At 61.6% G+C, this 18,503-nt stretch carries 21 protein-coding genes and 1 tRNA gene; 10 read left to right on the top strand and 12 right to left on the bottom strand.

What is annotated here, in order from left to right; genetic code table 11:
* Nucleotides 1–26: 26 nt before the first annotated feature.
* The 6 genes from ACTJKL_RS26545 (at nucleotide 27) to ACTJKL_RS26520 (ending at nucleotide 5,695) form a co-directional block, all read left to right on the top strand.
* Nucleotides 27–1,589, top strand: a complete 1,563-nt coding sequence (locus ACTJKL_RS26545) for an undecaprenyl-phosphate glucose phosphotransferase (RefSeq protein ID WP_440854208.1) — start codon at nucleotides 27–29, stop codon at nucleotides 1,587–1,589.
* On the top strand, nucleotides 1,586–2,830 hold the full coding sequence (locus tag ACTJKL_RS26540) for an O-antigen ligase family protein (RefSeq protein ID WP_100672171.1): 1,245 nt from the start codon (nucleotides 1,586–1,588) through the stop codon (nucleotides 2,828–2,830). Before ACTJKL_RS26545 ends, ACTJKL_RS26540 begins: the two co-directional genes overlap by 4 nt.
* On the top strand, nucleotides 2,827–4,002 hold the full coding sequence (locus tag ACTJKL_RS26535) for a glycosyltransferase family 4 protein (protein ID WP_440854207.1): 1,176 nt from the start codon (nucleotides 2,827–2,829) through the stop codon (nucleotides 4,000–4,002). Before ACTJKL_RS26540 ends, ACTJKL_RS26535 begins: the two co-directional genes overlap by 4 nt.
* A 96-nt stretch (nucleotides 4,003–4,098) precedes the next feature.
* Nucleotides 4,099–4,308 (top strand): hypothetical protein, encoded by a 210-nt coding sequence (locus ACTJKL_RS26530; protein ID WP_324763213.1) that lies wholly within the window; start codon nucleotides 4,099–4,101, stop codon nucleotides 4,306–4,308.
* 193 nt (nucleotides 4,309–4,501) lie between these two features.
* A complete protein-coding gene (locus ACTJKL_RS26525) occupies nucleotides 4,502–4,807 on the top strand; it encodes a hypothetical protein (protein ID WP_440854206.1) in 306 nt (101 codons plus the stop codon).
* A gap of 702 nt (nucleotides 4,808–5,509) precedes the next feature.
* Nucleotides 5,510–5,695, top strand: coding sequence for a hypothetical protein (locus ACTJKL_RS26520; protein WP_100672169.1), 186 nt, complete (start codon nucleotides 5,510–5,512; stop codon nucleotides 5,693–5,695).
* A gap of 353 nt (nucleotides 5,696–6,048) precedes the next feature.
* Here the strand turns inward: ACTJKL_RS26520 and ACTJKL_RS26515 are convergent.
* Nucleotides 6,049–6,125: transfer RNA gene (locus ACTJKL_RS26515), tRNA-Pro, on the bottom strand.
* A gap of 183 nt (nucleotides 6,126–6,308) precedes the next feature.
* Between ACTJKL_RS26515 and ACTJKL_RS26510 the strand changes: the two genes are divergently transcribed.
* Nucleotides 6,309–6,524 (top strand): hypothetical protein, encoded by a 216-nt coding sequence (locus tag ACTJKL_RS26510; RefSeq protein WP_100672168.1) that lies wholly within the window; start codon nucleotides 6,309–6,311, stop codon nucleotides 6,522–6,524.
* A 63-nt stretch (nucleotides 6,525–6,587) separates the two neighbouring features.
* Here the strand turns inward: ACTJKL_RS26510 and ACTJKL_RS26505 are convergent, their stop codons facing one another.
* From ACTJKL_RS26505 to ACTJKL_RS26480, 6 genes are all read right to left on the bottom strand, one after another.
* Entirely contained in the window at nucleotides 6,588–7,118 is a 531-nt protein-coding gene (locus ACTJKL_RS26505; RefSeq protein ID WP_324763211.1) for a MerR family transcriptional regulator, read from the bottom strand.
* A gap of 335 nt (nucleotides 7,119–7,453) precedes the next feature.
* Nucleotides 7,454–7,792, bottom strand: a complete 339-nt coding sequence (locus tag ACTJKL_RS26500; RefSeq protein ID WP_003529278.1) for an integration host factor subunit alpha — start codon at nucleotides 7,790–7,792, stop codon at nucleotides 7,454–7,456.
* 93 nt (nucleotides 7,793–7,885) lie between these two features.
* The gene (locus ACTJKL_RS26495) at nucleotides 7,886–8,857 is read right to left on the bottom strand and encodes a beta-ketoacyl-ACP synthase III (RefSeq protein ID WP_100672166.1); all 972 of its coding nucleotides are present in this window, start codon (nucleotides 8,855–8,857) and stop codon (nucleotides 7,886–7,888) included.
* An 18-nt stretch (nucleotides 8,858–8,875) separates the two neighbouring features.
* Complete coding sequence (plsX, locus tag ACTJKL_RS26490) at nucleotides 8,876–9,919, bottom strand: phosphate acyltransferase PlsX (RefSeq protein WP_275596481.1); 1,044 nt, start codon at nucleotides 9,917–9,919, stop codon at nucleotides 8,876–8,878.
* Nucleotides 9,920–10,112: 193 nt separating this feature from the next.
* Entirely contained in the window at nucleotides 10,113–10,664 is a 552-nt protein-coding gene (locus ACTJKL_RS26485; protein ID WP_440854205.1) for a YceD family protein, read from the bottom strand.
* A gap of 83 nt (nucleotides 10,665–10,747) precedes the next feature.
* Nucleotides 10,748–11,284, bottom strand: a complete 537-nt coding sequence (locus ACTJKL_RS26480) for a ubiquinol-cytochrome C chaperone family protein (protein WP_440854204.1) — start codon at nucleotides 11,282–11,284, stop codon at nucleotides 10,748–10,750.
* A 137-nt stretch (nucleotides 11,285–11,421) separates the two neighbouring features.
* On the opposite strand from ACTJKL_RS26480, the gene ACTJKL_RS26475 reads away from it, so the two are divergent.
* The gene (locus ACTJKL_RS26475) at nucleotides 11,422–11,928 is read left to right on the top strand and encodes an outer membrane protein assembly factor BamE (protein ID WP_018094732.1); all 507 of its coding nucleotides are present in this window, start codon (nucleotides 11,422–11,424) and stop codon (nucleotides 11,926–11,928) included.
* Nucleotides 11,929–12,001: 73 nt separating this feature from the next.
* Here ACTJKL_RS26475 and ACTJKL_RS26470 read toward each other — a convergent pair whose 3' ends face one another.
* From ACTJKL_RS26470 to ribH, 4 genes are all read right to left on the bottom strand, one after another.
* Nucleotides 12,002–14,137: a sodium-translocating pyrophosphatase gene (locus ACTJKL_RS26470; protein ID WP_018094731.1), complete on the bottom strand. Its 2,136-nt coding sequence runs from the start codon at nucleotides 14,135–14,137 to the stop codon at nucleotides 12,002–12,004.
* Nucleotides 14,138–14,335: 198 nt separating this feature from the next.
* The gene (locus tag ACTJKL_RS26465) at nucleotides 14,336–15,562 is read right to left on the bottom strand and encodes an MFS transporter (RefSeq protein WP_440854203.1); all 1,227 of its coding nucleotides are present in this window, start codon (nucleotides 15,560–15,562) and stop codon (nucleotides 14,336–14,338) included.
* A gap of 4 nt (nucleotides 15,563–15,566) precedes the next feature.
* Nucleotides 15,567–16,049: a transcription antitermination factor NusB gene (gene nusB, locus ACTJKL_RS26460; RefSeq protein WP_003529296.1), complete on the bottom strand. Its 483-nt coding sequence runs from the start codon at nucleotides 16,047–16,049 to the stop codon at nucleotides 15,567–15,569.
* The gene (gene ribH, locus ACTJKL_RS26455; protein WP_018094729.1) at nucleotides 16,046–16,507 is read right to left on the bottom strand and encodes a 6,7-dimethyl-8-ribityllumazine synthase; all 462 of its coding nucleotides are present in this window, start codon (nucleotides 16,505–16,507) and stop codon (nucleotides 16,046–16,048) included. The genes nusB and ribH overlap by 4 nt, the downstream gene beginning before the upstream one ends.
* 250 nt (nucleotides 16,508–16,757) lie before the next feature.
* On the opposite strand from ribH, the gene ACTJKL_RS26450 reads away from it, so the two are divergent.
* Together ACTJKL_RS26450 and ACTJKL_RS26445 are read left to right on the top strand one after the other, a co-directional pair.
* Nucleotides 16,758–17,261: a cupin domain-containing protein gene (locus tag ACTJKL_RS26450; protein WP_100672161.1), complete on the top strand. Its 504-nt coding sequence runs from the start codon at nucleotides 16,758–16,760 to the stop codon at nucleotides 17,259–17,261.
* A 40-nt stretch (nucleotides 17,262–17,301) separates the two neighbouring features.
* On the top strand, nucleotides 17,302–17,841 hold the full coding sequence (locus ACTJKL_RS26445; RefSeq protein ID WP_100672160.1) for a GNAT family N-acetyltransferase: 540 nt from the start codon (nucleotides 17,302–17,304) through the stop codon (nucleotides 17,839–17,841).
* A gap of 366 nt (nucleotides 17,842–18,207) precedes the next feature.
* Here ACTJKL_RS26445 and ACTJKL_RS26440 read toward each other — a convergent pair.
* The coding region (locus tag ACTJKL_RS26440) for a transposase (protein ID WP_440853088.1) at nucleotides 18,208–18,503 on the bottom strand (296 nt) is incomplete at its 5' end.

The raw sequence follows: 18,503 nt of genomic DNA, 5'->3' as shown, positions 1-18,503 counted from the left end.
GAGGACTTCAGCGCCGGAAAGCGACCATGAACCAGTTTGACAGGCCAGAGACCTTCGACCCCGAAGCGCTTCGCAAGAAGGTCTCGGAGATCCGCAAGACCACCACCGAACAAAAGAACGGGACAGGGGGAAATGCGGGGCTCAACCCGCTGGCGAGGCAGATCGCCCTTCAGTTCCGTGCAGACACCTACACACCGGCGATGATCACCGGACTTATCCGGCTTCTCGACTTCTGCGCACTTTTTGCCATCGGCTACGGCATCAATGCACAATATGTCGCGCCGGCGCTGGAACAACTGCCGGTCTATCTCCTCATCCTCGCCGGGGGGCCGGCGCTCGCCGTTGCCGCCATGCAGGTCGCCGACGCCTACCAGGTGCCGGCACTGCGCGCCTGGCTGAGGATGACGCCGCGCGTCCTCGGTGCCTGGACGGCTGCGTTCGGCGTGATTGCGCTTGGCCTTTTCTTTCTCAAATCGGGCCACCTCTATTCGCGGTTCTGGATCGGCGCATGGTTCCTCGCCGGCGGGTTTTTCCTCGTCGCGGAGCGCGCATTCATCGCCTATTCGATCCGTCACTGGTCGAGAAACGGCACCATGGAACGGCGAGCCGTCATCGTCGGTGGCGGGCAGCCCGCGAAGGACCTGATCCGGGAGATCGAGCATCAACCGGACAACGACATCCGCATCTGCGGGATCTTCGACGATCGAGACGAGCGCCGGTCCCCGAATGTGATTGCCGGCTATCCGAAACTCGGGACGGTGGACGAACTGGTCGAATTCGCCCGTCTCGCCCGCATCGACATGCTGATCATCTCGCTGCCGCTGACTGCGGAAAAGCGCATCCTCGCACTCCTCAGAAAACTGTGGGTGCTTCCGGTCGACATCCGGCTCGCGGCGCACGCCAACAATCTCCGTTTCCGCCCACGCAGCTATTCGCATGTCGGGCAGGTCCCGATGCTCGACATCTTCGACAAGCCGATCGCCGACTGGGATTCCGTCGCCAAGCGCTGCTTCGATATCTTTTTCAGTCTCGTGGCGCTCGCTTTGCTCTGGCCCGTCATGCTCGCTGCCGCCGTCGCGGTGAAGGTCACCTCGCCCGGTCCGATCATCTTCAAGCAGCACCGCCACGGCTTCAACAACGAGACCATAGAGGTCTACAAGTTCCGCTCGATGTACACGCATATGAGCGACCCGACCGCGCGCAACGCCGTAACCAAGAACGATCCTCGCGTAACCCCCGTCGGACGCTTCCTGCGCAAATCTTCGATCGACGAATTGCCCCAGTTCTTCAACGTGCTGAAAGGCGAGCTCTCGCTCGTCGGGCCACGTCCCCACGCCGTGCTCGCGCAGACGAAGGACCGAACCTATTCCGATGTCGTCGAAGGCTATTTTGCCCGCCATCGCGTCAAGCCGGGAGTGACCGGCTGGGCACAGATCAACGGCTGGCGCGGTGAGATCGACAACGACGAAAAGATACGGTTCCGAACGGCATTCGACCTCTACTATATCGAGAACTGGTCGCTGCTGCTCGACCTGAAGATTCTCATCCTCACGCCGTTTCGGCTGCTGAACACGGAAAACGCCTATTGACCGCCGTCACCGCATCGCGGCCGGCTATCCTTCGCCCGCAGCTTGCCGCGATTTCGCTCGTCGGCTCCTGCCTGGTGACGATCGGCGTCTTCCTGTCCGGGTTCGTCATCGCCGAGCCCGCGCCCTACGAGATCTTCATGGCGGGGCTCATCGGCCTCTGGGCGCTTTTCGGCCTCAGGATCTCCCGTGCCACGGCTCCGCTCACGGTCCTTCTCGCCCTGTTCATGATCGGCGGCATCCTGTCGCTGACGGTGATGGCCGACCTTGGGACCGGTCCGATGTATATGGCCGTTACCGGCTTCCTCTGCCTTACGGCGGTGTTTTTTGCGGCCATCATCGAAGAGAGCTCTCAGCGCCTGCCGCTCATCCTCAATGCCTGGGTGGCAGCCGCAGTCATCACCGCCCTCCTCGGCATCCTCGGCTATTTCGGCGCGATACCGGGTGCGGCGAACTTCACGCTGTATGATCGGGCAAAGGGAGCGTTTCAGGACCCGAATGTCTTCGGACCGTTCCTCGTAGCCCCCACCCTCTACCTCCTTCACGGCCTGCTGACGCAGCCGATCAGCCGGGCGCCCTTGAAGATCGCCGGGCTGCTGGTGCTCACGCTCGGCGTGTTCCTCTCCTTCTCGCGGGCGGCCTGGGCTCTCGACCTCTTCTGCGTCGTCGCTTTCGTCTTCGTCATGCTGCTTAAGCAGCGCAGCGGTCTCTTCCGCCTCCGGATTCTCGTGCTGACCCTCTCCGGCGCCCTGTTCGTGGTGGCAGCACTCGTGGTCGCCCTGCAATCTGACCAGGTTGCCTCTCTCTTCTCGAGCCGCACGCAGCTCGTTCAGGATTATGACGGCGGACATCTCGGGCGTTTCGACCGGCACCGGATCGGCTTTTTGATGGCCATGGAAAAGCCGCTCGGCATCGGCCCCATGGTGTTCAGCACCATGTTCCCTGAAGACGAGCACAACGTGCTTCTGAAGAGCCTGACATCCTATGGATGGCTCGGCTTCGTCGCCTATGTCACGCTCATCCTCTGGACGCTGTCGCTCGGCTTCCGCTTTCTGCTGCTCGAGAGGCCGTGGCAACCATATCTGATGATCGCCTGGATCACGCTTATCGGCCATGTCGGCATCGGCAACGTGATCGACACCGACCACTGGCGCCATTTCTACCTGCTTCTCGGCATTCTCTGGGGGTGCGCCGCGCTGGAATATCGCCATAGAAGGCAGATCCGTTCCGGAACGACCGCATGACTACGGGTAGCGAGCCGCTCGACGCCCCTCTGCGCCTGCTCGAGGTACTGGAACCCAGCGGCGGCGGGTCCGGACGCCACTTTCTCGATCTCTGCCGCGGCATGCATGCGCGCGGTCATCATGTCGAAGCGATCTATTCTCCTGTTCGGGCCGAAGACGGTTTCGTGCGCGAACTCCAGGCACTCGGCCTTCCCGCCATTCACGCCGTCGGCATGTGCCGGGCGCCCGCCCCCTCCGACTGGTCCTGCTTTCGCGCCATAAATCGCATCATCCGCACTGCCGGGCCCTTCGACGTCGTTCACGCGCACAGTTCCAAGGCCGGGGCCCTGACGCGCCTGCGCCTGCCGGGAAGGCACGTGCCGCGCGTCTACACGCCGCATGCCTTCAGGACGATGGATCCGACGCTCGGCCGCAGCGGCCGGGTGATATACGGAGCCATCGAGGCGCTTCTCGCCCGTTTCTACACCGATCACCTCGTCACTGTCTCCGGTGACGAACTCGCCCATGCGCTGTCGATCGGCATTTCGAGACAGGGCATGTCCGTCATCGTCAACGGCGTCGAGACCCCCTCGACCGGCATGGCGCAGACGGTGCGCGCCAGCTTCGGCATTCCACCTGACGCCTTCGTTTTCGGCTTCATCGGCCGGCTCTCGGCGCAAAAGGCCCCCGAGCGTCTCATCAACGCCTTCGGCAAGGCCGCGACGGCGATCAGGAACGGTCACCTTGTGCTGGTCGGATCGGGAGAATTGGAGGAAGAGGTCCGCGCCGCGATCGCCGCAAGCGGTTTGCAGAACCGCATCCATCTGACCTCGGCCTTTACGGGCCCTCAGGCGGTGCCCGCATTCGATCTCCTCGTCATGCCGAGCCGCTACGAGGCAATGTCCTATGTGATGCTCGAAGCCGCCGCCGCCGGCCGGCCGATCATCATTTCCGACGTCGGCGGAGCCAGAACGGCCGTCGATCACGGAGAGAACGGCTACGTCGTTCCGAACAGCGAGGACGCCTCACCGCTTGCAAAAGCGATGATAGCGGCGGCCGACCCGGATATGTTTCGACGCCTTGCCAGCGCGGCTTCGGCACGCCGGGACCGTTTTACACTGAAACGCATGCTCGACGAGACGGAAGAGGTTTATCGGCGAATGGCAGCGCAGCGGCGCCGACAGCAGCCATAGGATCGAATCAGCCCAGATTTGGCCACAGACGTTCAGTACATTCCATTACACTTTATTAGGTATTTATAATTCTATTTATATTGTATGGGGGCAATCATGGGACCGGTAACACTGGTACTAACGGTGTGCCTTATCTCGGCGCCCGAAAAATGCCGTGAGGAGCGCCTGCACCTGGAGATCCAGGAAACGTTGATGCAGTGCATGTTCCGCTCCGTAATGTATGTCAGCCACTGGTCGGGACAGCATCCAGCTCTTAGTGTCAAAACATGGCGATGCGAGCTTTCAGTGGCGAACAGGAGCACTTAGGCGTCCTACGACGCACCGGAGCACCTGCGGTGCATGCTCGACAATAAAAAATGGATCGGGGCCAAATCAGCCGTTGCCGACGCGGGAGCAGATTTCGATGAATTCTCAAACGCGGCGAGCCTATATTGATCGCTATATCGCAACACATTAGAGATGTCTTTAAAATAGCCCTCGCCAACAGGAGGGCACAGAGATGGAGAAAATTCGGGCCGAACTGCCTCAGAGCGACGAAGACAGACGCGAGTTTCTAAAAGCTTGCGGCCGATTCGCGGCAGTCACGCCACCTGCTGTGACCATGTTGCTTTCTGCCAGCCTCACCTCGGATGCCATCGCTGCATCCGGCAGCGGCAGCTCGAACCTGGGAAAGGGCGGCGGAGGCGGGAATAGTGCAAAGGGCGGTAAGGGCGCCAATGGCATAAAGGGCGGCAAGGGCGGAAACAACGCAAAAGGGAAAGCCAAACCGGCAAATAATGTGCAGCCCTCCAGCATTAAAAGATGAACGCCACGGTGGCTCTCGTCACCTGCTACAGCGTTCGAAGGCCCCAGATCTGCATGGGTCGTCCAATCGCCGAGTACCAGCCACGTAAGCGGCATCACCGAGCACCAGCTGCTGCAACGGCTGTTGACACGGCTCGGCGATCAGCGGGCGAAAGAGGCACTCGGTGACGATCGGCAGGGTTGGTGGCCGGACGATGATCGAGGCGACGGCGGCAACCCGCTCCTCCAAACCGAAAGATGGCCTGACACAAATAGAGCTGCAGCGGGGGACTTGCTGCAGCTCCGGTCGCGACGTGTCATCTTCTAGCTGGGGCGCATTTGCCCTGTTCCATTCAAGGGAACCGCTTCGAACGTCGCTTGGACATATTGTACTCTCAGCGGAACAGGAATCAAGGGAAAGCGCTTGCCAGCGCCGGGGCTCACGCTTTTCAAGGCCGCGAATGGCACTCGCCCCATCGCCCGAGGGCGATGTTCCGATAGCCGTGCCAGCGCTTCCCGCCGACGGCATATCGGACCTTGGTCGGGTGTATCGATGGCAAAGGTCTTAGCCAGGCGGCCGAGCGAAACCTTTCAGACCGAATTGGAGTTGTCACCGTCGAGCGGCCCCCAGCCGCTTGGGTGAGTGATGACCTCAGAGCTGTAAAGATTGTCCCTTCTCCGCAGCTCTGAGGCTCCCACTCCCCAGCGCATTAGGAATTGATTGATGCAAGACAGAGACGACTACGCGTTGCCGGAGCAAAGTGCCTCACGCGACGAGAACAAGGATTCTGACACTCCAAAGAAAACGATGGCACAGCGGCGGAAGTCAGTTGGAGTGACCCGCGGAGCCGATCACAGTCGCCTGAAGGCCTTGGAGTATCTCGGCAGAAGGTGGTTGTCACATCGATGACAGAGTGAGAACAAGGGGGCTTACTCTCCCCGAAGCAAAAACACAAAGCGCCAGTCGGAACCATCTTTGCGGCTGACCGTTAAAGCCCGTCTCCGGACGGAGCGGCAGCGTCCTCATCTCCTCCCTCGCCCCGAGGATGCTGCCACTTCCGGGCAACTTTGAGCACACGCTGGCACAGCTCGATCAACGCCGCAACCGAGCGCCGTCTCGAAGGAGATGGGGAGGAAGAAGGGCAACCGGTATCCGATCACCTATAGCGGGCTCAAGATGCAGTGGAAACGAATCAGGGCGAAAGCCAAGATCCAGGATTGCGCAAGGGCGCCCATCGTATCGCGTTGAAACCAAAGCGGAAATGGTCGGAGCGGCGGGATTCGAACCCACGACCCCTTGACCCCCAGTCAAGTGCGCTACCGGGCTGCGCTACGCTCCGACCCGCTTGGTTACAAGCCCGCTCTCATTAGTCGGAACACACGCCCGGCGCAAGGGGGAAAATGGAGCTCGCCCATCACAGGAGGCCGCCGACTGTATCGGAAGCGGCACGACAACAGTTTTGTGATTTGGATCGATGTCCCGTGCTGGATAAACTGCGCCTGCAAACCACAGGAGAAGCCCGATGAAGAGCATCCTCGTACTTGCAGCCGCCTTCGCTTTATCGGCGACGGCAGCGTCAGCCGATTGCCTGGGCCATTCCAATACCACGGCATCGATCGACAAAGTCGACAAGGAGATCACGACCGCGAGCGTGGCAAAGGCCGAGCAGTCGACCTCTGACGATCTCCTCCTGAAACAAAAGAATGCACAGCAGTCGACGGAAGAAGCGGCCGAATAAGTTGATCACGACCGAGTTGGGCCTCGGCACTGCTTTCGAGGCCCCCTTCCCGTGCCTTCCCTATTACCGAACCTGATCGAGCAGACGCTTGCATTCTAGGAGGTCGTAGAGCGCTTCCTGCAGCAGCGCCCTGTCTTCCTTGCCGACCGACGTCTTGCCGACCGTTATTTCGGCATCGTCGCCTCCGGTGCCGAAAGAGAAGAAACGCCGGCTCGCCGGTGCCTTCGGACGGCCGACGATCTGGTCCTCCTCCGCCACGCCCGCCTTGGGCGGCGCCGGCTCTTCGTTGCTGGAAGCGGCAAGCGCCTCGACGGTCGCAAGATCCCCGCTCGCGATGGCGGCGACGAATTTGTTGCCGTTGGCTTTCAAAAGCTTCTGCACACCCTTGATCGTATAGCCGTGATCGTAGAGGAGGTGGCGGATGCCCTTGAGCAGGTCGACATCCTCGGGGCGATAATAGCGGCGCCCGCCACCGCGCTTCATCGGCTTGATCTGCTGGAACCGGGTTTCCCAGAAACGAAGCACGTGTTGGGGCAGATCGAGTTCGTCCGCAACCTCGCTGATGGTGCGGAAAGCATCCGGGCTTTTCTCCATGTGGTCCCCATCTCCATAAGGCGCGTCGGGATCTGAACCGATTCCTGCGACGTGTTTTACGTCCTCTGTCGGCGTATCCGCCATCCAAATCGCCGCTAGGACCAGCGCTTTCAGTGTTTCATGGAAAGACTGAAACCCTCTAAGTCCTTGAAGCTCCGCACTTCCGTACGGAAAACCGCTAAGCACTTTCCCGGCAATGCTTCGGGTGGCGCTTGCTCGCCGCGCAAGATCGGCTACGCGACGCACGGATCGTCAGGCGATGATTACACGAATCATGCCTATTTCAATGGCTTATGGATGGGTTTTCAACCACATTTGTGGTGGTCGACGGCGCTTCAGCCGGCCGGGTTGGACGGTTTCAACTTGGACTTGCGGCTCAGATGCGCCTTCAGGACCCGCTGCTTCAGGACATTCGAAGCCTTGAAGGTCATCACCCGCCGCGGAGAAATCGGCACTTCCTCGCCGGTTTTCGGGTTCCGGCCGATGCGCTCGTTCTTGTCGCGCACCTGGAACGTTGCGAAAGAAGACAGCTTCACGCTCTCGCCACGCACGATTGCGTTGCAGATCTCGTCGATGACAGTTTCCACGAGTTCGGCGGACTCCGTGCGAGACAGACCCACCTTGCGAAAAACCGATTCAGCCAAGTCTGCCCGCGTTACTGTTTTTCCGCTCATCTTCCCCCACCGATGTCTGGCATGCCGATCAGCGATTGAAGACTATTGCCCTTGTCTTTTCCGGTCAAGCACCTGCCGTAATTCATTATTTTCTTACCAGCGTAGAAGAACGGAGCCCCAGGTGAAGCCCCCGCCCATCGCTTCGAGCATTACGAGATCACCCTTCTTGATCCGGCCGTCGGAGGCGGCGGCATCAAGGGCAAGCGGAATCGACGCCGCGGAGGTGTTGCCATGCAGATCGACGGTAACCACAACCTTTTCGAGAGGGATGCCGAGCTTCTTGGCCGAGCCGTCGATAATGCGGCGGTTGGCCTGGTGCGGAACCAGCCAATCGATGTCGTCGGCGGTGGTCCCGGTTGCCTCGAAAGCCGCCTCGATCACGTCGGTGATCATGCCGACCGCATGCTTGAAGACCTCGCGCCCTTCCATCCGGAGATGGCCGACGGTGCCCGTCGTGGACGGCCCGCCGTCGACATAGAGCTTGTCACGGTGGGCGCCGTCAGAGCGCAATTGCGCCGTCAGAACGCCTCGATCAGCCTTCGTGCCGGCCCCCTCCTGCGCCTCCAGAACGATCGCACCGGCCCCGTCGCCGAAGAGCACACAGGTCGTCCGGTCGGTCCAGTCCAGAAGTCGCGAGAAGGTCTCAGCGCCAATGACCAGCGCGCGTTTGGAGAGACCGCCGCGAATATAGGCGTCAGCCGTCGCGACCGCGTAGACGAAGCCGGAACAGACCGCCTGCATATCGAACGCCGCACCGTGCCGCATGCCGAGACGGTTCTGGATGTTCACCGCGGTTGCAGGAAAGGTGTTGTCCGGAGTGGAGGTCGCGACGATGATCAGGTCGATGTCGTCGGGCGTCAGCTCGGCTCTCGCGAGCGCCGCACGCGCCGCCGCCTCGCCGAGAGAGGCGCTCGTCTCCTCCTCGCCTGCGATATAGCGCTGGCGGATGCCGGTCCGCTGCACGATCCATTCGTCGGACGTGTCGACCTTGGATTCGATTTCCTTATTGGTCATCACTCGCTTCGGCAGTGCTGCCCCGAAGCCGCGCACGACAGAACGGATCATCTACTCAAACCTCATCATTCATGCCCGCGGAAGGGCTTCGGACGGCTGGGCGCCATGATACCGTGCCAGATCGGTCTCGATCTTCGCCTTCAGGCCGTTCTTCACCATATCGTATCCGACGTCGATGGCCGCGGCGAAGCCCTCGGCATCCGCGCCACCATGGCTCTTGATAACGATGCCGTTGAGACCGAGGAAAACCCCGCCATTGACCTTTCGCGGATCCATCTTCTCGCGGAGCCGGTCGAAGGCTCCCTTGGCGAAGACATAGCCGACCCTTGCAAGAAGCGTGCGCGACATCGCGGCGCGCAGATATTCGGCGATCTGACGCGCCGTCCCCTCTGCTGCCTTCAGCGCGATATTACCGGAAAAGCCCTCGGTGACCACGACATCGACGGTGCCGCGGCCGATATCGTCGCCTTCGACGAAGCCGTAATATTCGATCCCCTCGACGTCGGCCTCACGGATCAGGCGCCCGGCCTCCTTTACCTCTTCCTGGCCCTTGATCTCCTCCACGCCGACATTTAGAAGGCCGACGGAAGGACGCTCAACTTCGAAGAGCGCCCGGGCCATTGCGCCGCCCATCAGGGCGAAATCCATGAGTTGCTGCGCGTCCGCGCCGATCGTAGCGCCGACGTCGAGAACGATGCTTTCGCCCTTCAGCGTCGGCCAGATGGCGGCGATCGCCGGCCGCTGAATGCCCTGCATCGTCCTCAGACAGAACACCGACATCGCCATCAGGGCGCCGGTGTTTCCGGCCGAGACGACCACATCCGCTTCGCCGGCGTTGATCGCGTCGATAGCCTTCCACATGCTCGATTTGCCGCGTCCGCGCCGAAGCGCCTGGCTCGGCTTTTCGTCCATGCCGACGGCAATCTCGCAATCATGGAACGTGCTGCTCGCCTTGAGCTTCGGGTGCTTGGCAAGCAGTTCCACGCACCGCGCTTCCTGGCCAAAAAGAACGAACTTTATGTCCGGGTGACGTTCGAGCGCTCTCGCTGCGCCCGGGATGACGACTTCAGGACCATAGTCGCCTCCCATCACGTCAAGTGAAATTCTGACCACGCGTGTCTTATCCTTTTTTCCCGCCACGCAACATGTTTCGCCCCTCAAGCATCAAGCGGCGGCGATCCATGTTCCTTCTGAAGTGGGGCCGGCATGCAATGTCTCGGCGTAGCGGCCCCCTTGGCTGGAGTCGGGCCAAAATACTGCTTTTCGTCGGCGTGACAACCGAATTGTAAGCCGGGGCTCAGCCGTTTCAATCCTTTTTCCAGTCCTTCAGCACCGCGAACGGGTTCGGCCGTTCGTCGTCCGCGGCGGAGCTTTCGATGCGTTCGCCGAAAGCGGCGCCCGGCTTGCGCGGATAGGGATCGATGGCGAGCGCGACGTGCTCGCTGACGACCACGCCGGCATCGATCGTATCGCCTGTGAAGGTATCTGGCAGGTCGGGTCCGTCCGGATCGACGATCATCTCGCCGCCGTCGGCGTCGGCCTGCCGCGCGAGACGTGATCCCTCGGGTACGAGGATCGCATCCACCGGTTCCCGGATATCAGACTCGACCGGCTCGAGCGTCACGACGCAGGACTGGACGATATGCGCACGAACCTCGCCCTTGATCTTCACACCGTCCTTTTTCCAGCGCGCAATCTGCAGGTCGGCGGCAAGGTAAGAGACGCCTTCCACGCGCCAAAGCTCGGCAAGAGCCCGCAGTTCGGCATCGTTCGCCGACATATGCACGGTCACAGGATTTGCCGAAATATGCCCCACCTTCACCGGGTAGGAGAATGCCGGTTTGCTCTCTTGCTTCATGTTCAGATCCTTCCTCGCGCCGGCACCGCTGCAGGGCGGCGGTCGGCGCGCTGCCATTTGATCGACGAACGATCGCGGCGCTTTTACGTTCCGGCCGGGGGGATGCGCAACTGACCCGTCTCGACGGCCTCTTCCGTGGTATCCGTGAGTACGGACTCGACCGCAAGGAGGTAGGAGGCGAGGCCCTGCATGGACGGCGCGTCCTCTACGTCGGCGTGGAAATTGCGCCGCAATGCGGCCGCCAGTGCGCCGGCGTCGCGTCCTTCAAGGGCCGCCGCGTAGGATTCGAGGCGGCCATAGAACATGCCGGCAAGTTTCTTCATCTTCTTCGGCACGCTCATATCGCCGACGCCGAGCTCGCGGATGGAATGATCGACATCCTCGAAGAAGGCGTCGACAATCTCCTGCGCGATCTCCTGGCCGGCTCGCGCCGAGCTGCGCGTGCGGCGGAAATAAAGGATCAGAATCGCCGACAACATCTCGAAGCGCCCCATGACCGTGTCGGGCACATCGAGGTCGGTATAGAGAAACGGTTGGCGCGCCGCCGCGGTCAGTGCCGCATATTGGCGCTTCACAATCGCAATATTGCCGCTTTTTTTCTTGAACAGTCCAAAAATCATCACAGAGGCCGGCTGGCTTTCTCGAAATCAGGGGCAAGCGCCCATGATCATGTTGCATGATAGCCGAAGCTGGTTTACCGAAGCGGGCACGAATTGCAATGGCCGATCTGCCAATCGTTACTCCAGGGGAGCAGTCCTTGACGAAGCGGTATTTGACGACAAACCTCAAAGTCCTGGGCCGTGCCGTGCTCGTGGCTTCCCTGTGTACTACCGCCCTTTCCGCCTGCATGTCCGCGAATGTGGGTGAAGTCCTGCATCAGGGCTATGTCGTCGACCAGGAAACGCTGGCACTCGTGCCGGTCGGATCGAGCCGCGAGCAGGTGCTGCTTTCGCTCGGCACGCCTTCGACCACCGCGACATTCGACAATGAGGTGTTCTACTACATCTCCCAGACCCGCAAACGGCCGGTCGCCTTCATGAAGCCGAAGATCATCGATCAGTCCATCCTCGCCGTCTATTTCGACAAGGAAGGCACCGTCAGCCAGCTCGCGCACTACACGTTGAAGGACGGGAAGGTCTTCGACATGCTGTCGCGAACGACGCCGACCGGCGGCAAGGAATCGAGCTTCCTCGGCCAGCTCCTGAGCGGCCCCGGCGCCGGACAGGCCGCCGCGCGCAACCTGTTCAAGGACTTCGGCAAGTAACCGAGCCGCAACGGATCAAAAAAGGCCCGCGAGACCAGGTCCCGCGGGCCTTCTGTTTTTCAAGACGCCTGCGTCAGGCCAGGACGGCGAGCAGGAGAAGGGCCACGATGTTGGTGATCTTGATCGCGGGGTTGACCGCCGGACCGGCTGTATCCTTGTAGGGATCGCCGACGGTGTCACCCGTCACCGAGGCCTTGTGCGCTTCGGATCCCTTCATGTGGCGGGTGCCGTTGCGGTCGACGAAGCCGTCTTCGAAGCTCTTCTTGGCATTGTCCCAGGCACCGCCGCCGGACGTCATCGAGATGGCCACGAAAAGGCCGTTGACGATCACGCCGAGGAGCGAGGCACCGAGCGCCGCGAAGGCAGACGCCTTCGAGCCGGAGATCAGCAGCACGCCGAAATAAACGACGATCGGCGCCAGCACCGGCAGCAGCGACGGGATGATCATTTCGCGGATCGCCGCCTTCGTCAGCATGTCGACGGCCCGGCCATAGTCCGGCCGATCCTTGCCTTCCATGATGCCGGGCTTTTCCTTGAACTGACGACGAACCTCCTCGACGACGGCGCTCCCGGCACGGCCGACGGCGGTCATTGCGATACCGCCGAAGAGATAGGGGATGAGACCGCCGAAGATCAGCCCGGCGACGACGTAAGGATTGGACAGATCGAAGGAGATCGTCCCGACGTCGGCGAAATAGGGATGCTTGTCGCCATTGGCGGCGAAATAGGCGAGGTCGTTGGAATAGGCCGCGAAGAGTACCAGGGCACCAAGCCCCGCCGAACCGATCGCATAACCTTTCGTCACGGCCTTGGTGGTGTTGCCGACGGCGTCTAACGCGTCGGTCGACTTGCGCACCTCGGGCGGCAGATGCGACATCTCGGCAATCCCGCCAGCATTGTCGGTCACGGGACCGAAGGCGTCGAGCGCTACGATCATGCCGGCAAGACCGAGCATCGCGGTCACGGCGATGGCCGTCCCGAAGAGGCCGGCGAACTGGTAGGTCGCGATGATGCCGCCGACGATGACGATTGCCGGCAAGGCCGTCGATTCGAGGGACACGGCGAGACCCTGGATCACGTTGGTGCCGTGGCCGGTGACCGAGGCCTGTGCGATCGAGTTCACAGGCCGCTTGTTCGTCCCCGTATAATATTCGGTGATCACGACGATCAGCGCGGTGACGATAAGGCCGATGATGCCGCAGAGAAACAGATTCCAGCCGGTGATGTCCATGCCCGCGACCGTTCCGATCGAACCCCATCCGATCGTCAGCGATGTCGCCGCGCCAAGGCCGAGGATCGACAGAGCGCCCGTAACGATCAGCCCGCGATAAAGCGCACCCATGATCGAGGCGTTTGCGCCGAGCTTGACGAAGAAGGTGCCGATGATCGAGGTGATGATGCAGGCCGCGCAGATCGCCAGCGGATAAGTCATGACGGTTGCGAGCATCGGGGTCCCGGCGAAGAAGATCGATGCAAGCACCATCGTCGCCACGACGGAAACCGCATAGGTCTCGAACAGGTCGGCGGCCATGCCGGCGCAGTCTCCGACATTGTCGCCGACGTTGTCGGCGATCGTCGCCGGATTGCGCGGATCGTCCTCGGGGATACCCGCTTCTACCTTGCCGACGAGGTCGCCGCCGACATCGGCGCCTTTCGTGAAGATGCCGCCGCCGAGACGGGCGAAGATCGAAATCAGCGACGCCCCGAAGCCGAGCGCGACAAGCGCATCGATGACCTCGCGCGCGGCCGGCTCATGCCCCAGGCCTGCGGTGAGTATGAGATAGTAGACCGAGACGCCCAGGAGGGCGAGGCCGGCCACCAGCATGCCGGTGATTGCACCGGATTTGAATGCGATGTCGAGACCGGAGGCGAGGCTGACCGAGGCGGCCTGGGCCGTACGGACGTTGGCCCTGACCGAAACATGCATGCCGATGAAGCCTGCGGCACCCGAGAGCACCGCACCGATAAGGAAGCCGATGGCTGCTGCACCCGACAACAGGACCCATGCGGCGATGAAAACGACGACACCGACGATGGCGATGGTTGTGTACTGACGCGTGAGGTAGGCCTGCGCCCCCTCTCTGATAAAACCTGCGATTTCTTGCATGCGGGCATTCCCCTGGTCGGCGGCAAGCACCGACCTTGTCGCCCAGATGGCGTAGACCACCGAAAGCAACCCGCATGCGATAACGCCCAACAATATGGTCATTTCGCACTTTCCTCCGTTACAACCTGCGGGCTCATCCCTGCCGCAGGCCCCTCTCCGCGAATCACACGCCGCCTCCTCAAGCGACGCGTTTTCGCGGCGCGGCCAGAGTGCTGTTGCCGATGTGGATCGTCAAGCCCCTGAAATTGCCCGCATGCCGGCCTTTTTCAGGGTCCGGGAAGCGTTCGGATAAACCGGCTTTCAGGCGGTGGCTTGCTTGCCCGCCCGCAGGAGCGGGAGAAGGAGAAGAAGGCAAAAACCGGCCACTGGCCAGACAACCGCGCTCAGCATGTCCCAACCATAGGCGGAAAGCACCTTGCCGGACGCGAAGGAAGAACAAGCGACGGCTGAGAAGAGAACGATGTCGTGAAAGCCCTGGACCTTGTCTGCCTCATGCGGCCGGTAACTCTGCGCGACGATCGCCGTGGAGCCGATGAAACCGAAATTCCAGCCGAGGCCGAGCAGCGACAACGCGCCCCAGAAATTCCAGAGTGCGACGCCGAGGTGAGCCACGGCAGCGCAGGCCATCAGCAGGAGGAGACCGCATGCGACGATGCGTTCGGCGCCGAAGCGGCTGATCAGCCAACCCGTGACGAAACTCGGAGCGAACATCGCAAGCACGTGCCATTGGATTCCGAGCGTCGCGAGATCGCTCGAAAAGCCGCAGCCGACAACCATGGCGACGGGCGCGCCCGTCATCATGAAGGTCATCAGGACATAGCTGGAAATCCCACAGATCATTCCCGTCATGAAACGCTGGCTGCCCGCAATCTCGGGCAGCGGACGCGCGGGAGGCTGCTCATGATGGGTCGATGCCGATGTGTGGTCCGGCAGCCGTAGCGGCACGAAGAAGAAGAGCGCGACGAGGCAGACCGGTACGAGAGCGACGAAAGCGCCCGCGAACCACACGGGCGCAAAGTAATCGCCCGCGAAGATGACGATCTGCGGTCCGAGGATCGCCGAGACGATGCCGCCTCCCAGAATCCAGGAAATCGCCTTGGCCTTGTAGAAGGAGGGCGAAGCGTCGGCTGCGGCAAAGCGGAGCTTCTGCGTAAAGCCGTTGGAAGCGCCGAGCACGGCGAGGCCGCAGGCGAAGAACCAGAAACTCTCCCGGAACAGTGCAGCCGTGGCGAGCACGCCGCCGAGCGCAGCGATCGACGCACCGGCGATGAAGGCGAAGCGCCGGCCAAGGAGTCGCGACAACACCGCAACGAGCACGACGCCGAGCGCCATGCCGAGATTGTAGGCGGTGAGCGGCGCCGTCGCGAGCGACTTGTCTTCGCCGAGCAACTGGTGGCCGGCAACCCCGCCGACGGCAAAACTGATCGGCCCGACAACGCCGAGGAGTGCCTGCGCCACGGTAAGCAACTGCACGTTGCGACGAGCCTCGCGGAGGACCGTTCGGATTTCTGCCGGCTCGGTGGCCATCCGCTTACTTTCTCTGGTCGCCGCGAACTTGTTTGGCGATCCGGTCGAGGACGGCGTTGACGAGCTTCGGCTCTTCGTCCTGGAAGAAGGCCTTGGCGATCTCGACATATTCGGTCACGATCACCGGAACCGGCACGTCCTTTCGCTCCAGTATCTCGAAGGTGCCGGCGCGCAGGATTGCGCGAACGGTGGAATCGAGCCGGGAAAGCGCCCAATCATCCTGAAGCGCCGAGCCGATCAACGGATCGAGCTTGCGCTGGTCGCGCACGACGCCCGCAACGATCGAGCGAAACCAGGACGCGTCTGCCCTGAGATAGGTGTCACCGTCCAGTTCCTTGCCGAGGCGATGTTCCTCGTATTCGGCGACGATCTCCAGGACGCCGGTCCCGCCGACATCCATCTGATAAAGCGCCTGAACGGCTGCAAGGCGCGCGGCGCCACGCTGGTTGACCTGTTTCAGCGGCTGATCCGAAGGGGTGTTCGTCACTTCTCTGCGCCCAATCTTTGCTTCAGTTCAATCATGGTCAGGGCGGCGCGCGCGGCGAATCCGCCCTTGTCGCCTTCCGTACGGCGGGCCCGTGCCCAGGCCTGATCGTCGTTTTCGACCGTCAGAATGCCGTTGCCGAGCGCCAGGCTCTCGCTGACGGCGAGATCCATCAGCGCGCGCGCGGACTCGTTGGCGACGATGTCGAAATGGTAGGTTTCGCCGCGGATCACCATGCCGAGCGCAACGAAGCCGTCATATTCCGCCCCGCCTTCGTCGGCGCCGTCGAGCGCCATGGCGATCGCCGCGGGAATTTCCAGCGCCCCCGGAACCGTCACAATATCATAAGTGGCGCCGGCCGCATCCAGCGCATGTTTCGCTCCATCGAGGAGCGCGTCGGCCATATCGTCATAGAAACGCGCTTCCACAATCAGGATGTGGACGGGCTTGATCTTCGCCATGGATCACCTGTCTTGAAAAATTCGGACCGGACTTGGCCGGTGCAGGCGGCGGTCAAACCATGCCCGGCACGGAATGGCAAGTAAATTCCGTTAACCGAAGGGCATTTGCCGTACCGCAATCTTCGATATTGGTGGAGCCGAACAGCAAACCCGCTTGTAACGGCGCCAACTGTCTCTAATCCTTAAGCGCGCCCAGACCGATTCCGCAAGGTCGAGCCGGGCATGCGACGCGACCAGGAGGACGACTGCGATGACGGACGCGCAAAAGCCCATCGTCAATCCGAAGAACCTGAAGCTCGACCACTGGCGCCGTGGCTCGTTCTTCGAATCCAGCGACGTCTCTTTCGGGTCGCTTCTCGGCCTCAAGGATATTGGCATAGGCTACGGCGAGGTTCCGCCCGGAAAATCCGGGTGTCCATTCCATAACCACCATGTCGAAGAAGAGCTGTTCATCATCCTCGAGGGGCAAGGTACCTATCGTTTCGGCAGCGAACGCCATGCGGTCGGACCAGGCGACATACTCGGAGCCCCCGCTGGCGGCCAGGAGACCGCGCATCACCTCATCAATACCGGCACCGTCCCGCTCAAATACCTGTCCATTTCCACCATCGCAGCGACCGAAATCTGCGAATATCCGGACTCCGGCAAGTTCCTTGCCCGGACCCGGCGTCCGGGCGAAAGCCAGGCGTCGTTCGACTTCATCGGCCGCGCGCCCTCGGCGGCCGACTATTGGGACGGTGAACCGGGCTTCTGAGAACTCTACTCCTTCCCCTGTCAGAACAAGCGGAGCGACAATGCACAGCGTCCCCACGATCGAGACCGAGCGGCTATTCCTGCGCCCCTACCGGCGCGACGACTTTCCTTCCTATTGCGCACTCTTCGGCGACGAGGAAGTGACCCGCTATACCGGCGGCGTGCCTTACACCCGCGAACAGTCCTGGACGCGATTCCTGCGCCAGGTCGGCATGTGGCACTACTTCGGCTTCGGCTTCTTCGCGATCCAGGACAAGCAAAGCGGCGCCTTTATCGGAGAGGCCGGCTTCCACGAAGCGCATCGCCAGATCACGCCCTCGCTGGAGGGAACGATGGAGACGGGCTGGGCGATTTCACCGAAAAACCACGGCCGCGGACTGGCGACGGAAGCCGTGACCGCCGCCCTCGCCTGGGCCGACCGTCAGTTTCCCGTGCTGAGGAAGACCTGCATCATCGAACCGGGCAACCAGGCTTCGATCAATGTCGCCCTGAAACACGGTTTCAAGGAATTCTGGCGCACGACCTATAACGGCCGGCCGATGGTCATGTTCGAAAGGCGGCCGAAGGGATCGGAAGCTTAGACCGGGAAAGAGTATGTGGGGTTTTCCGCCCGCTGAAGGAAGCTTTTCGGAGGACTGCAACCTCTCCTCTTCCTCATCCCTTATGTGGACGGCTCCCCTTTGCAAGTGTTTTTTGCAGATTTTTTGATCGGATCGCTTGCTTCCATATGTTCGGCCTTTCGGTGTGGCCGCACAGGGCCACTGGCCAAGATGGTTTCCGCAACGCCTGTGCCAAACAGTGCAACGGCCTTGGAAGGCCATTGGGATGAGCGGCGTGTCAAGCGTCTTGGGAATCGATTGATCGCACCATCTGCTTGTTCTCTTGCAAGTTCACAGCATCAGCCGGACACGGGCGGCTTTGTGTTGCGCGCCCATGGCGGCCAATCTCTATGCGGCCTGCGGCTGCTCTTCCATCCTCCGATAGGTTTGGCCGCTTACCATCAGCTTCCAGGCGATCCGGGCGATCTTGTTGGCGAGCGCCACGGCAACAAGCTTAGGCTTTTTGCGTTGCAGCAGTCCGGTGAGCCATTGCGAGGCATGCCGGCTTCGGCCGGCTCTGACCTGTTGAAGAAGAGAGGTCGCCCCAACCACCAGAACGCTTCGCAGCATCTCGTCGCCGGCACGGGTGATCACCCCAAGCCTCGTCTTGCCAGCGGTCGAATGATCCTTGGGCGTCAGTCCCA

The organism is Sinorhizobium sp. 22678 (genome assembly GCF_052044265.1).
In the GTDB taxonomy this organism is placed as follows: Bacteria; Pseudomonadota; Alphaproteobacteria; order Rhizobiales; family Rhizobiaceae; genus Sinorhizobium; species Sinorhizobium meliloti_A.
This window is presented reverse-complemented; position numbering and strand designations above follow the sequence as displayed.